At 68.9% G+C, this 12,679-nt stretch carries 12 protein-coding genes and 1 tRNA gene; 3 read left to right on the forward strand and 10 right to left on the reverse strand.

The features are described from left to right. Positions 1-62 precede the first annotated feature (62 nt). Together BN948_RS10755 and BN948_RS10760 are read right to left on the reverse strand one after the other, a co-directional pair. Entirely contained in the window at positions 63-1,901 is a 1,839-nt protein-coding gene (locus tag BN948_RS10755; RefSeq protein ID WP_009518922.1) for an FG-GAP repeat protein, read from the reverse strand. Positions 1,902-2,198: 297 nt separating this feature from the next. Continuing rightward, entirely contained in the window at positions 2,199-3,101 is a 903-nt protein-coding gene (locus BN948_RS10760) for a LysR family transcriptional regulator (protein WP_009518923.1), read from the reverse strand. Positions 3,102-3,203: 102 nt separating this feature from the next. Here BN948_RS10760 and BN948_RS10765 point away from each other — a divergent pair, with 102 nt between their 5' ends. Together BN948_RS10765 and dkgB are read left to right on the forward strand one after the other, a co-directional pair. Further along, entirely contained in the window at positions 3,204-4,388 is a 1,185-nt protein-coding gene (locus BN948_RS10765) for an MFS transporter (protein WP_009518924.1), read from the forward strand. A 26-nt stretch (positions 4,389-4,414) separates the two neighbouring features. Continuing rightward, on the forward strand, positions 4,415-5,218 hold the full coding sequence (gene dkgB / locus BN948_RS10770; protein WP_009518925.1) for a 2,5-didehydrogluconate reductase DkgB: 804 nt from the start codon (positions 4,415-4,417) through the stop codon (positions 5,216-5,218). A 31-nt stretch (positions 5,219-5,249) separates the two neighbouring features. Here the strand turns inward: dkgB and BN948_RS10775 are convergent, their stop codons facing one another. The 7 genes from BN948_RS10775 to BN948_RS10805 all read right to left on the reverse strand — a co-directional run bounded on the left by BN948_RS10775 (position 5,250) and on the right by BN948_RS10805 (position 10,780). Next, a complete protein-coding gene (locus BN948_RS10775) occupies positions 5,250-5,549 on the reverse strand; it encodes an I78 family peptidase inhibitor (protein WP_009518926.1) in 300 nt (99 codons plus the stop codon). 74 nt (positions 5,550-5,623) lie between these two features. Further along, positions 5,624-5,697 (reverse strand) — tRNA-Gly (locus BN948_RS10780). Between the two features lie 28 nt (positions 5,698-5,725). Beyond that, the gene (locus BN948_RS10785; protein WP_035621626.1) at positions 5,726-6,607 is read right to left on the reverse strand and encodes a sulfurtransferase; all 882 of its coding nucleotides are present in this window, start codon (positions 6,605-6,607) and stop codon (positions 5,726-5,728) included. Between the two features lie 13 nt (positions 6,608-6,620). Further along, positions 6,621-7,994: an MFS transporter gene (locus tag BN948_RS10790; RefSeq protein ID WP_009518928.1), complete on the reverse strand. Its 1,374-nt coding sequence runs from the start codon at positions 7,992-7,994 to the stop codon at positions 6,621-6,623. Positions 7,995-8,056: 62 nt separating this feature from the next. Continuing rightward, positions 8,057-9,040, reverse strand: coding sequence for a Bug family tripartite tricarboxylate transporter substrate binding protein (locus BN948_RS10795; RefSeq protein ID WP_009518929.1), 984 nt, complete (start codon positions 9,038-9,040; stop codon positions 8,057-8,059). Positions 9,041-9,071: 31 nt separating this feature from the next. Beyond that, on the reverse strand, positions 9,072-9,539 hold the full coding sequence (locus tag BN948_RS10800) for an aromatic-ring-hydroxylating dioxygenase subunit beta (protein WP_009518930.1): 468 nt from the start codon (positions 9,537-9,539) through the stop codon (positions 9,072-9,074). Beyond that, entirely contained in the window at positions 9,536-10,780 is a 1,245-nt protein-coding gene (locus BN948_RS10805; protein ID WP_009518931.1) for an aromatic ring-hydroxylating oxygenase subunit alpha, read from the reverse strand. Before BN948_RS10805 ends, BN948_RS10800 begins: the two co-directional genes overlap by 4 nt. Before the next feature lie 92 nt (positions 10,781-10,872). Between BN948_RS10805 and BN948_RS10810 the strand changes: the two genes are divergently transcribed. After that, positions 10,873-11,847 (forward strand): LysR family transcriptional regulator, encoded by a 975-nt coding sequence (locus tag BN948_RS10810; protein ID WP_050980679.1) that lies wholly within the window; start codon positions 10,873-10,875, stop codon positions 11,845-11,847. A 3-nt stretch (positions 11,848-11,850) separates the two neighbouring features. Here the strand turns inward: BN948_RS10810 and BN948_RS10815 are convergent, their stop codons facing one another. Beyond that, complete coding sequence (locus BN948_RS10815; RefSeq protein WP_009518933.1) at positions 11,851-12,618, reverse strand: alpha/beta fold hydrolase; 768 nt, start codon at positions 12,616-12,618, stop codon at positions 11,851-11,853. Positions 12,619-12,679: the final 61 nt, after the last annotated feature.

The following is a 12,679-nucleotide window of genomic DNA, read 5'->3' on the forward strand; positions in this document are numbered from 1 at the left end:
ATGTCAACGATCCTGTTGAGAGAAAAGGAGAAGGCACCTGCCGGGTGCGTGCGCGCCGTCGGTCAGTAGAGGTACACCGCGCCACTGCGCAGGCTGTTGTCGGTCTGATCGCCATTGATGCCGGTGGCCTGGCTTTCTTCACCCCCGGCGCCCACCGCCAAGGTCAGCGCCTGGCCCGCATCGCCACCCAGCGCCACGCTGGCGCCGAACTGGTCATTGGCCCCTGGGTTGGGCGCCTTCACGTAGGCCTGCTGCGACCACGTGCCCCCACGGCGAACGAACACATATGCGGCGCCGCTGGCCGAGGCGCTGTTGTCGCTCTGGTTGCCGTTGAGGCCCGGGGCAAGGCTGCTCTCGGTGGAGGTGCCCACGGCGAGCGCGTTGCCATCGAACGAGAGGGCAAGGCCCGTACCGAAGCGATCGCCGGCCTCGGCGTTGGACGATTTGAGGTAGGCCTGATGCGCCCAGCCGGCGCCTGTGTTCGTGAGGACATAGACGGCGCCGCTGTCCAGGGCGGCGTTGTTGAAGCCATCGCCATTGACGCCCTGGGCGAAGGCGTCTTCGCCATCGGCCCCGATGGCCAGTGTGGTGCCGTCGCCCGACAAGGCGATGCGGGTGCCGAAGGCGTCATGGGCCTCGCCGTTGGGTGCCTTGAGGTAGGCCTCCTCGGTCCAGATGGCGCCACTGCGCCTGAACACGTAGACCGCGCCCGCAGCGGGGGCGGCATTGTCGGCGGGGTTGCTGGGGCTGACGTTGCCGGCGAAACCACTTTCGCCGACGGCGCTCGCCGCCAGCAACTTGCCGTCGGCCGACAAGGCGACATCGGCGCCGAAGTGGTCGCCAGCGTCGGCGTTGGATGACTTGATGTATGCCTGTTGCATCCAGGCAATGCCGTTGTGCATGAACACGTACACGGCACCACTTTCTGCCGCGCCGTTGCTGGCCTCGTCGCCACCCAGGCCGCGGCCGGCGCCGTCTTCGAAGGGGGCGCCAACGGCCAGGGTTTTGCCGTCGGCCGCCAGGGCCAGGCTGCCGCCGAACTGGTCACCCGCCTCGGTGTTGAGCGCTTTCACATACGCCTCCTGGTTCCAGGCAGCGCCATGGCGCCTGAACAGGTAGACCGCCCCGCTTTGCGCGGCGCCGTCGTTGCTTTGGCCCTGGGAGTTGACGCCTGTGGTGCCACTGTCTTCATTGCGGGCGCCCACGGCCAGCACATTGCCGTCGGCCGACAGGTCCACTTGCTCGCCGAAATGGTCGTGCGCACCGGTGTTGGAGGCTTTCACATAGGCCTGTTGCGACCAGCCGTCGCTGGTGCGCGCGAACAAGTACACCGCTCCGCTGTTCTCGGCACCGTTGTTGGCCGCATCGCCACCTGTGCCGATGCCCCTGGCGTTGCTGTCATCGAGCGGCATGCCCACCGCCATCGTGCGGCCATCGCCCGAGAGCGCCACGCTGACGCCGAAGCCGCCGTCCAGTTCCTGGGCGGATGCCTTCACATAACCGACGGCCCCTGCGAGCGTGCCCGAGACGCTGACGGCAGCGGAGTCGGCGCACGCGCCGACGTTGCAGGCCTGAAGAACGTAGCGCGCGTTCACGCGCGCGGGAAGGAACACCTCGTGGTCATAGGCGCTCGCCTCGGCGGGCAGCCTGGCCACGGGCGTGTAGTCGGAGCTGCCATCGGCGTCTTCGAGCAGCACGTAACCTGTGGCGACGCTAGTGGGCGCCCAGCTGAAGTGGAAGGTCTTGGTGCCCTGAAGCACCAGGCTCAGTGTGGCGGCCGAAGGGGCTGGCGGGGAAGAAGAGGCCGAGGTGGTGCCTCCCCCGCCACCTCCACAGGCGAAGAGAAGGCCGGCGAGCGTTCCCATCAGCGCGACAGCCAGGCGCCGCTTGAACGTATCCATGTCGAGGGTCCCTTGAGAAACGAGTAGCACAGGCCATTGCATGCGAAGCGGTGGACACACGCCATTCGCCGGACAGCCTATGACTGGCATGCACGGGCCCAGCCATTTGGCCGTAGGGCTCCCCCTTGATGGTCATTGGGGTATCGGGGGTCCAAGGTGTGCTATGTGCCTTCTCGACACGGCCATGGTGCCGATCGCGGCTTGATCCGCGTCAGGGCTACGCGCTGCTGGTACCGGTCATCCCGTGGGCATACCGATGGCCGTCTGGCTCATGCTTCGTCGGCTGCCTGATGGCGTTCAGTCGTCGAAGGCGCGCGGGCCCAGCCGCTCGACCACGTGGGCGATGAAGCAGGAGATGCGCGAGGCCAGGGCCGTGTTGCGGTAGTACACGGCGTTGACCGGCTGGCGCACGTCCAGCGTCTGGCGCGCAAACAATTGCACCAGCCGGCCGGCCTGGCGGTCCTCGCGCGTCATGAAGTCGGACAGGCAGACGATGCCGGCGTCGGCGAGCGCGAGGTGGCGCAGGGTCTCGCCGCTGGACGAGGCGATGGTGGGGCGGATGTGCAGGGTGTTGCCGTCCCCGTCGCGCAGCGGCCAGTCGTTGAGCGACTCGGGTTGGGTGAAGCCCAGCAGTGAGTGCCGCGCGAGTTGCGCCACCTTGGTCGGCGTGCCCTGCCGCTGCAGGTAGCCCGGGCTGGCCAGCACGCGCAGCCGGCTGGTGCCCAGGGGCCGCGCGCGCAGCGTGGAATCCTTCAGCGCGCCAATGCGAAAGGCCAGGTCGGTGCGTTTCTCGATCAGGTCGATGAAGCCCTCGTTGCTGTGCAGCTCCAGCGTCACCTGCGGGTGGCGCTGCCGGAAGTCGTCCACCAGGGGCGCGATGACGTGCAGCATGAAGGGCGTGGAGGCGTCCACGCGCAGGCGGCCCGAGGGCTGTTCCAGGCGTGCAGCCATCTGCTCCTCGGCCTCGTCCACGGAGGCGAGGATGGCGCGCGCGTGCTGCAGGAAGGCCTCGCCTTCTTCGGTGAGCTCCAGGCGTCGCGTGGTCCGCCGCAGCAAGGTGGCGGCCAGCTTGCGCTCCAGGCGGCCGAGCGCGCGGCTCACGCCCGAGACGGTCTGGCCCAGTTGATCGGCAGCGGCGGTGATCGAGCCCGTGTCCACCACGCGGGTGAAGGCCTGCATCTCGTCGAGGGTGGTTTTCATTGTTGATTCCAGATCAAGATTCTTTGGCTTATAGACGGCTTTATGTGCAAACGCAAAGAGGAGAGACTGCGCGCCATTCCTCACCCACTCGCGGAGCCTTCCATGCCCCTTGCCTTGCTGGCGCTGACCATCAGCGCCTTCGCCATCGGAACCACCGAATTCGTCATCGTCGGCCTGATACCGACCATCGCCGCCGACCTCGGCGTGAGCGTGCCATCGGCCGGCCTGCTGGTTAGCCTCTACGCCCTGGGCGTGGCGGTGGGCGCGCCGGTGCTCACCGCGCTCACCGGCCGCGTGCCGCGCAAGGCTTTGCTGGTGGGCCTGATGGCGCTGTTCACCCTGGGCAACCTGATGGCCTGGCAAGCGCCGGGCTACGGGACACTGGTGCTGGCGCGGGTGCTCACGGGGCTCACGCACGGGGTGTTCTTCTCGGTGGCGTCAATCATCGCCACCAACCTGGTGCCGCGCGAGAAGGCGGCCAGCGCCATCGCCACCATGTTCAGCGGCCTCACGGTGGCCTTCGTCACCGGCGTGCCGCTGGGCACCTTCATCGGCCAGCGCTTCGGCTGGAACGCCACCTTCCTCGTGGTCTCGTTGTTCGGCCTGGTGGCGCTGATCGGTTCGCTGGCCTTCGTGCCGCGCGGCATCGAGCAGGCGCCGCCCGCGCCGCTGCGGCGCCAGGCCCGCGTGCTGCTGCAGCCGCGCCTGCTGCTGGTCTACGCCATGACGGCCGTGGGCTACGGCGGTTCGATGATCGCCTTCACCTTCCTCGCACCCATCCTGCAGGACATCGCGGGCTTCAGCCCGTCCATGGTGGGCGCGCTGCTGCTGCTCTACGGCGCGTCGGTGGCCGTCGGCAACGTGTGGGGCGGCCGCCTGGCCGACCGCGCAGGGCCGGTGAGCGCGCTCAAGACCATCTTCCTGCTGCTGGCCACCGTGCTGCTGGTGCTCAACTTCACGGCGCCTCACCCCTGGCTGGTGGTGTTGACGGTGCTGGCCTGGGGCGCTGTGGCCTTTGGCAACGTGCCGGGGCTTCAGGTGTACGTTGTGCAGCAGGCCCGGCGTTTCGCGCCCGAGGCGGTGGACGTCGCCTCCGGCTTCAACATCGCGGCCTTCAACCTGGGCATCGCCGGCGGTGCCTGGGCCGGCGGCCAGGTGATCGCGCACCTGGGGCTGGGGCACACGCCCTGGGTCGCGGCGGTCGTGACCTTCGCGGGCTATGGCCTGACGGTGCTGAGTGGCCGGCTGGACCGCCGTTTGCCCCAGGCGCAAGCGGCCTGCGCATGAATCTTTCTTTTCACAAGGACACCGCCATGAACATCCCCGCCTTCGGCCTTGGCACCTTCCGTCTCAAGGGCCAGACCGTCATCGATTCCGTGCGGACCGCGCTCGAACTCGGCTACCGCGCCATCGACACCGCGCAGATCCACGGCAACGAGGCCGAGGTCGGCCAGGCCATCGCCGACAGCGGCGTGCCGCGCGAGCAGGTCTTCATCACCACCAAAGTCTGGGTGGACCACGCCGCGAAGGACAAGCTCGTGCCCAGCCTGCGTGAGAGCCTGCGCAAGCTGCGCACCGATCAGGTGGATTTGACGCTGATCCACTGGCCGGCGCCGGGCAGTGGCGTGCCGCTGGAGGAGACGCTCGCGGCGCTGGCGGATGCAAAGGCGCAAGGCCTCACGCGCCAGATCGGCGTCTCCAACTTCAACATTGCGCTGACACAGCTGTCGATCGAGGTGCTCGGTGCGGATGCCATCGCCACCAACCAGATCGAGCTGAGCCCCTACCTGCAGAACCGCGCGCTGGCCACCTTCCTGCATTCGCAGGGCATCACGCCCACCTCGTACATGACCCTGGCCTACGGCAAGGTCCTCAAGGACCCGGTGCTCACGGCCATCGCCGCGAAGCACGGCGCCACGCCCGCCCAGGTGGCGCTGGCCTGGGCGCTGCGGCTGGGCTACGCGGTGATTCCCTCGTCCACGAAGCGCGAACACCTGGCCAGCAACCTGCTGGCGCAGCAACTGCGGCTGGACGACGATGACATGGCGCGCATTGTGGCGCTGGAGCGCAATGGGCGCGAGGTGGACCCGGAGGGCCTGGCGCCCGCGTGGGACTGAGCGGCGCGGCCGAACCCTGGCCTGTGGAGCCTCAGCCGCAGGCGGCGCGAACGATCTTGCCCGTCTTGGTGTCGGTCTCGATCGTGACCCGTTCCTGGCGGTAGTCCATGGTGACGGCCTGGCCGGGCTGGATCTGCCGCACGAGGGTGGCGCCTGTGAGCCGCCGGGCTTCGGCGTCGCTGACGGCGGCCTTGCCGACGAGCGCCTGGGCGGCGTCGGGGCGGCAGGCGCCGGCTGGGCCAGCTGATGTGGGAGGTGTCGGGCTTTGGCAGGCCGCGAGGCCCAGGGTCGCCAGCACGGCGGCGCCGATGGCGAGAGACTTCATCTTCATGTCGGTCCTCCTTGGGCGGGTGGCGGCGAACGGCGGCGATCGAGGATGGCCAGAGGCGTTCGCGCAGGGAGGCGTGGAGCGGGTGAAGGGAATCGAACCCTCGTATGAAGCTTGGGAAGCTGCCGTTCTACCATTGAACTACACCCGCAGCAGGGGCGGATTCTAGCGCCCCGCGCTCAGTCCGTCCCGGTAGCGATGGGCGCACCCGGCCGCGCGCACCACTCGCTCCACGACCCCGGGTAGAGCGCCGCACCACCCAGGCCTGCCACCTCCATCGCCAGCAGGTTGTGGCAGGCGCTCACGCCCGAACCGCACTGGTTCACCACCGCTTCAGGCGGGCGGCCGTCGAGCAGTGCCTCGAACTCGGCGCGCAGCACCGCGGCGGGCTTGAAGCGGCCATCGGCCTGCAAGTTGTCGCGGAACGGGCGGTTGCGCGCGCCGGGGATGTGGCCGCCCTTGGGGTCGAGCGTTTCGTTCTCGCCGCGGAAGCGGTCGGCGCCGCGTGCGTCCAGCACCAGCCAGCGTGGCTCGTCGATGTTGGCGCGCAGTGTCTCGTGGCCCACCACCTTCGACAGCGAGGGCCGGGTCTTCAGCGGCGCAGGCGTGGGGCGCGGCGACGCCTCGGCGGTGAGGGGCAGGCCGGCGGCCTTCCAGGCGCCCAGGCCGCCGTCCAGCACGGCCACGTTCTCATGACCGATCCAGCGCAGCATCCACCAGAGGCGCGCGGCGTACAGGCCGCCGCTGTTGTCGTAGGCCACCACCGGCCTGTCGGTGCTCACGCCCAGCGCGCTCATGGCCTGCAGGAACATCAGCGCATCGGGCAGCGGGTTGCGGCCGTTGTCGCCGGTGCGTGGGCCCGACAGGGTGTGCCCCATGTGCACGTGATGGGCGCCGGGGAGGTGGCCCGCGTCGTACGCGCGGCGACCGATGTCTGGGTCGCTGGTGTCGCCGCTGCAGTCGAGCACGACCGGGGGCGTGGCCGACTGCAGGGCGCTGGCGAGTTCACTGGTGCTGATGAGGGTGGTGTGGAGGGTGGTGTGGAGGGTGGTGTGGTTCATGGGGAGAAGGGGTTCAGGCCTTGTGGCCGCTCAATTGGTTGCCCGCGTCGCGCGGCAGCCGCCGGCAGGCGGGCGTGGCCAGGGCGCCGATGAACGCCAGGACGAGGAAGGCCAGCCCGTAGTCCAGCGGCACGGCCTCGGCCCGGCCGGCGCCGCGCGCCGCCAGCGTGACCACCACGGACGACAGCGAGATGCCGACCATGATGGCGAGCTGCCACACCATGGTGTTGAGCGTGGTGGCCGCGCCGATGCGCGCCGGTGGCAGCTCGGCATAGGCGATGGCCGCGACGGCGTTGAACTGCACCGCGCGGAAGAAGCCCGCAATGGACACCGCCAGCGCGATGGCGCCCAGGCCCCAGTGGTCGCGGAACAGCGCGCACACCACCAGCCCCGCCACGCACAGCGAGCCGTTGACCAGCATCACCCGGCGAAAGCCCCAGCGGCGCAGCATGGGCGTGGTCTGCGTCTTGGTGAGCATGGACACGACCCCGCTGGCCAGCAGCACCAGGCCGCTCTGCACCGGCGTGTAGCCCAGGCCCAGTTGCAGCATCAGCGGCAGCAGGAAGGGCAGGGCGCCGTAGCCGACGCGCAGCAGCGAGCCCGACCAGAACGAGGCCGCGAAAGTGGGCACGCGCAGCAGCGACCAATCGAGCATGGGCAGGCGGGCGCGGCGGCTGCGGTATCCGTAGGCCAGCACCAGCACAGCCATCGGCAGCAGCCAGACGAAGAGGCCCAGGCGGCCTTCGCGCACGCCCTCCAGCACCACCACCACGATGGCCAGCGCGCCGCCCAGCAGCAGCCACGACAGCGCGTCGAAGCGGCCGTCGGCGCTCTGGCGGATCTGCGGGAAGGCGCGCAGGGAGCCCAGCAGGCACAGCAGCGCGATGGGCACGTTGATGAGGAAGATCCAGTGCCAGGACAGCCAGGTGGTGAGCAGGCCACCCAGCGGCGGGCCCAGCATGGGGCCCGCCATGGCGAGCGTGATCATCCAGGCCAGCGCGTTCACCAGTTGCGGCTTGGGCGTGACGTGCACGATGGACGTGCGGCCCACCGGCACCATCAGCGCGGCCGAGGCGCCCTGGATGGCGCGCGCCGCCACCAGCATGGGCAGGCTGGTGGACAGCGCGCACATCAGCGAGCTGAGCGCGAAGATGCCCAGCGCGGCCTGGAAGACGGTGCGCGTGCCGAAGCGCGAGGCCAGCCAGTCGCCCGTGGGGATGAAGACCACGCTGCACAGCAGGTAGACCGTCATCGTGAGGTTCAGGCTCAGGGGATCGACGCCCAGGCTGGCGGCGATGTCCGGAATGGCCGGCGCGATGATGGTGGAGTCGAGTTGCTCCATGAAGAAGGCCAGCCCCACCGTGAGCGGGAGCAGGCGCTGGTTCATGAACGCACGCCCTTGCCGGGAGCGGCTTCGTGGTGATCGGGTTCGTGGCGCATCCGACGAGCTTACTGCGTGACCTGGATGCCGCTGGTCTTGACGAATTCCGACCACTTGCGCGCGTCGTCGGCCACCTGCTTGCCGAACTCGGCCGGCGAATTGCCGCCGGGCTCGGCGCCCACGGTCTCCATGCGCTTGCGCATCTCGGGCGTCTGCAGGGCCGGGCGCAGCACGTTGGCGATGCGCTCCACCACGGCGGGCGGCGTGCCGGCGGGTGCGAACAGGCCGCTCCAGCCGGTGACGTCGAAGCCGGGCACGCCCGACTCGGCGATGGTGGGGATGTCGGGCGTCTGCGGGTAGCGGCGCGCGCTGGTGAGTGCGATGGGGCGCAACTTGCCCGACTGCATCCAGGTCAGCGCGTCGGAGTAGTTGGCGAAGCTCATGTGCACGTCGCCGGCCGCGGCCGCCGCCACGGCGGGTGCGCCACCGCGGTAGGGCACGTGCACCATCTTCAGGCCCAGTTGGTGCTTGAGGATTTCGCCCGCGAACTGCGTGAGGCCGCCCGCGCCGCCGAAGTTGAGCTTGCCCGGATTGGCCTTGGCGTGGGCCACGAACTCCTGGAAGTTGTTCACCGGCAGCGAGGGGTTGACCATCAGCACCAGCGGGTTGGTGTTGATGAGCGTGATGGGCGCGAAGTCCTTTACGCCGTCGTAGCCCACCTTGAAGATGTACTGGTTCAGCGTCTGCGGCGCGGCCAGGGCCAGCAGCAGGGTGTAGCCGTCGGGCGCGGCCTTGGCCACGTACTCGGTGCCCAGACTGCCCGCAGCGCCCGGCTTGTTCTCGATGATCACCGGCTGCTTGAGCCCGTCCTGCAGCGCGGGCTGGATCATGCGCGCGACGATGTCGCCGATGCCGCCGGGCGCGTAGGGCACGACGATGCGGATGGCCTTGGTCGGCCAGGGCTCATTGGCGAGTGCGAAGGGACTCGTGATCGATAGGCCGGCGCCGAGCAGCGCCAGTGCCGCGAGGCGGCGCGAGAGCGTGGGTGTCATGGGGTTTGTCTCCGGAGTGTTGTAGGGGCGGTCAGAGCGGATAGACCATCAAGGTGTCGACCATCCGCGAATCCAGCACGACGCGTCTTTGCGCGATTCGCCATCCCTGGGGGCCCGGCTTGAGCACGTCGTCGTAGCGACCGGTCGCGAAGACCTCGGTCTGGCCGGTGTGCATGGTCCGGTAGATCACGAAGGACGAGCGCACGGCGCATTGGCCGTCGGGCTTCGGTTCGATCAGCGGACGCCCCACCACGTGGCGGTGGGTGTGGTTCTCGAAGATGTTGGCGATGCGCAGCGCCTTGATGCGGTCGTCCATCATGCCGCGCCCTTCGCACAGCACGATGCCGATGGGCATGTTCGCCTCGACGTTCTGGCGCGTGGTCACGAGGTAGCTGGCGTCCTCCTCGAAGTAGGCGCTCCAGTCCTCGAACAGGCCATCGTCGAGCGTGTGGCAGTAGCGCTCCAGGAAGTCGGCGATCTGGTCGGCGTTGCTGCTCATTCGTGGAACCCCATGATGGTCTGGTAGCCGTGCCAGAAGCCGCGCACGGCCGCTTCGGTGGCGCGTGAGGACTCATTCGACTCGGCGAGCTTGCCGCCCATCTCGATGAACGAGGCCTTGTCGTCGGAGCCGCGCGTGCCGCGCTGCACGAAAGAGTTGATGCAGCCGTCCTCCAGCGCGACGAGCCCCGCCGCGCCGGTGAGGTTGGCCTGCATCACGCGCATCTTTTCCTGCTCGGGCGTGTCGGTCTCGTAGCCCAGGAAGACCCAGTACAGCTCGGTCTTGTCCACGCCGCGCGGCACCACGAAGCGCACCGCCAGCGAGTTCAGCGTGAGCTGGCTCACCAGCGTGGGGAAGATGGTCTGGATGCTGTGCGTGATCTGGTCGTCGAAACCGTCCCAGGCCTGCAGCAATTGCGGGCCGTCGAGCTCGGAGCTGTACTTGGCCGAGTGCACCTCGGCGCTGGTGTATTCGGCGGCGGCGTCCAGCGTGGCGCGCTTGCTGTAGCTGATGTGGTGCCACTTCTTCTCCGACAGGATGATGCCGCCGTCCATGTCGAGGCGGTTCACCTTGAAGGTGGTGTAGAAGGTGTGCAGCAGCGTGGCGTGGTACGAGTCGCGCACGTTCTCGGCGTACAGCTTCCAGTTGTTGTGGATCATCTGGCTGTGCGTGCCGAGGATCTTCAACGGATGGTCCATGTTGCGCTTGAGGAAGGCGGTAATGCGGTCACCCAGGAATTCCTCCAGCGGCGGCGCTTCGTCCGAAAACGTGCCGAACACGATGCCCGCGACCACCGACACGCGGATGGGCTGCAGGCGGTGTTTCGAGACATCGAAGTCCTCGGGCATGCCGCCCTTGCCCTTCACGCCCTTCTGGAAGGCCACGCCGCGCAGTTGCCCGTCGAGCTTGTAGTTCCAGGCGTGGTACACGCAGGTCAGCGACTTTTTGTTGTCGCGCTCCTTCAGGCACACCAGCGCGCCCTTGTGCGCGCAGCGGTTGACCATGCCGTGCAGCTCGCCGTTCTCGTCGCGCGTCACGATGATGGGCGTGTCGCCGATCCAGGTGGTGCGGATGTCGCCGGGGTTCTTCACTTCCACCGTGAGGCAGAGGTAGTGCCAGATCGGGCCGCGGAAGATCTTCTCCTGCTCCATCTGGTAGATGGCGGGGTCGGAGAAGACGCGGTAGGGCACGCGTGTGGCGCCGCCGGCGGGCCAGCGCAGATCGCAAGGGGTCGTTTCCATGTCTCGTGGGGGCTCGAAGGGATCAGAGCTGCGGATGCTAGGGACGCGCTGACCATAAGTCGATAAGATGAAGGCGATCAGCGATATCTGGAATGCAGATGGGACAAGACGCCGGCCCCCGATTCGATCTCAACTTGTTGCGGGTGTTTCTCGCGGTGTACGAAGCAAAGAGCGTCGGCGGTGCCGCACAGGCCTTGAACATGAGCCAGCCCGGCCTGAGCACCGCACTCGCGCGCCTGCGCCGGCAATTGGGGGACCCGCTGTTCCTGCGCGGCGCCACCGGCATGGAGCCCACCAGCCGCGCGCGCAGCCTGGCCGATTCGGTGCGCGGGATCATGCGATCGGTGGACGCCGAGGTGCTCAAGCCGCCGGTGTTCGACCCCACCACCTCCACGCGCGAGTTCCGCATCGCGCTCACCGACATCGCCGAGGGCATTTACCTGCCCATCGCGCTGCGGGCACTGAAGGAAAACGCCTCGCGCATGAGCCTGCGCTCGGTGTTCATGTCGCCGCGCGAACTGGAGGAGGCCATGGCCGCGGGCGAGGTGGACATGGCCGCCGGCTTCTACCCCGACATCAAGGGCTCGGCCTTCATGCACCGACGCATCGCGCTGCACTCTTTTGCCTGCATCGCGGCCGCCCGCCACCCCGAGCTGGGCGAGCGCATGACGCCGGAGCAGTTCGCGCGCCTGCCGCACGTGGTGGTGGAGGCCACCGGCCGCAGCCAGGAGGTGTTCGACCGATTTCTGCAGCGGCGCCAGTTGCAGCGCGACGTGGTGCTGCGCACGCCGCACTTCATGAGCGTGCCGGTGATCGTGGCCGAAAGCGACGCGGTGGCCGTGGTGCCGCAGGCCCTGGCCGATTTCATCATCGACCACCCGCGCATCAGGCAGGTGCAACTGCCGTTTCGACCACCCACGTTTCAAGCGAACCTGTACTGGCACCGCAGCGCGCACACGGACCCGGCCAACCAGTGGCTGCGCCAGGCGCTGATCCGCGAGTTCCCGCGTTTGCAGGCGCGGGCGTATGACCGCAACGGCCGTGCGGCGAACGCGCCACGGGGCTGAGGATCAGCTCGCCTCGGCGGGCAGCGTTTGCATCCAGCCGTCGAGCACGCGGGCCAGCTCACCCGGGCATTCGGCCGCGCTGATGTGCGCGGCCTCCACCTCGACGATGCGCGCGCCGGCGATGCCGTCGGCGATGGCTTGCGATTGCGCCAGCGGCGTGGCGAGGTCGTGGCGGCCCGCGACGATCAGCGTGGGTGTGGTGATGCGCCGGTTGCCAGCGCGCAGGTCCATGGCGGCGATGGCCTCGCAGGCGCGCACGTAGCCCAGCGAGTCCGTGTCGAGCAGGCTCTGGCGCAGGCGCGCCGCCACGGCCTGGCCGTCGGCGCTCTGACGGAAGGCGGGCGTGAGCCAGCGGTCGATGGACGCGTCGGCCACGGCGGGCATGCCGGTGGTGCGCACGGCCTGGATGCGCGTGTCCCACAGCGTGCGGTCGGCGTAGTGCGGGGCCGAATTGATGACCGCCAGGCCACGCAGCAGCGAAGGGTGGCGCGCCGCCAGGGCCTGGCCCACCATGCCGCCGAGCGACAGGCCGGCGAACACCACCGGGCCGGACGAGACCGAGCGGATCACGGTGGCGGCGTCGTCGGCGAGGTCGTCGATGCTGTAGGGCGCATCAGGCGAGGGGCCCTGGCCATGGCCGCGGTGGTCGTAGCGGACCACGCGGTAGCGCGGAGCGAGCAGGGCCGTGAGCTCGTCCCACATGTGGCGGTCGAGGGCGAGTGCGTGGCTCAGGACCACCGTGGGTCCTTGTCCGTCCTGGCTGGTGTTCATGGTCTGCTGCGTCGTGAGGGGGAACGCGGCAGTCTACGGGCCCGGGTGGCGCAGGCGCATC

The organism is Hydrogenophaga intermedia, from assembly GCF_000723405.1.
Classification (GTDB): domain Bacteria; phylum Pseudomonadota; class Gammaproteobacteria; order Burkholderiales; family Burkholderiaceae_C; genus Hydrogenophaga; species Hydrogenophaga intermedia.

Coding starts and splice junctions, on each gene's coding strand:
- BN948_RS10755 (WP_009518922.1), bottom strand. CDS start 1,901: ATGGATACGTTCAAGCGGCGCCTGGCTGTCGCGCTGATGGGAACGCTC.
- BN948_RS10760 (WP_009518923.1), bottom strand. CDS start 3,101: ATGAAAACCACCCTCGACGAGATGCAGGCCTTCACCCGCGTGGTGGAC.
- BN948_RS10765 (WP_009518924.1), top strand. CDS start 3,204: ATGCCCCTTGCCTTGCTGGCGCTGACCATCAGCGCCTTCGCCATCGGA.
- dkgB (WP_009518925.1), top strand. CDS start 4,415: ATGAACATCCCCGCCTTCGGCCTTGGCACCTTCCGTCTCAAGGGCCAG.
- BN948_RS10775 (WP_009518926.1), bottom strand. CDS start 5,549: ATGAAGATGAAGTCTCTCGCCATCGGCGCCGCCGTGCTGGCGACCCTG.
- BN948_RS10785 (WP_035621626.1), bottom strand. CDS start 6,607: ATGAACCACACCACCCTCCACACCACCCTCCACACCACCCTCATCAGC.
- BN948_RS10790 (WP_009518928.1), bottom strand. CDS start 7,994: ATGAACCAGCGCCTGCTCCCGCTCACGGTGGGGCTGGCCTTCTTCATG.
- BN948_RS10795 (WP_009518929.1), bottom strand. CDS start 9,040: ATGACACCCACGCTCTCGCGCCGCCTCGCGGCACTGGCGCTGCTCGGC.
- BN948_RS10800 (WP_009518930.1), bottom strand. CDS start 9,539: ATGAGCAGCAACGCCGACCAGATCGCCGACTTCCTGGAGCGCTACTGC.
- BN948_RS10805 (WP_009518931.1), bottom strand. CDS start 10,780: ATGGAAACGACCCCTTGCGATCTGCGCTGGCCCGCCGGCGGCGCCACA.
- BN948_RS10810 (WP_050980679.1), top strand. CDS start 10,873: ATGCAGATGGGACAAGACGCCGGCCCCCGATTCGATCTCAACTTGTTG.
- BN948_RS10815 (WP_009518933.1), bottom strand. CDS start 12,618: ATGAACACCAGCCAGGACGGACAAGGACCCACGGTGGTCCTGAGCCAC.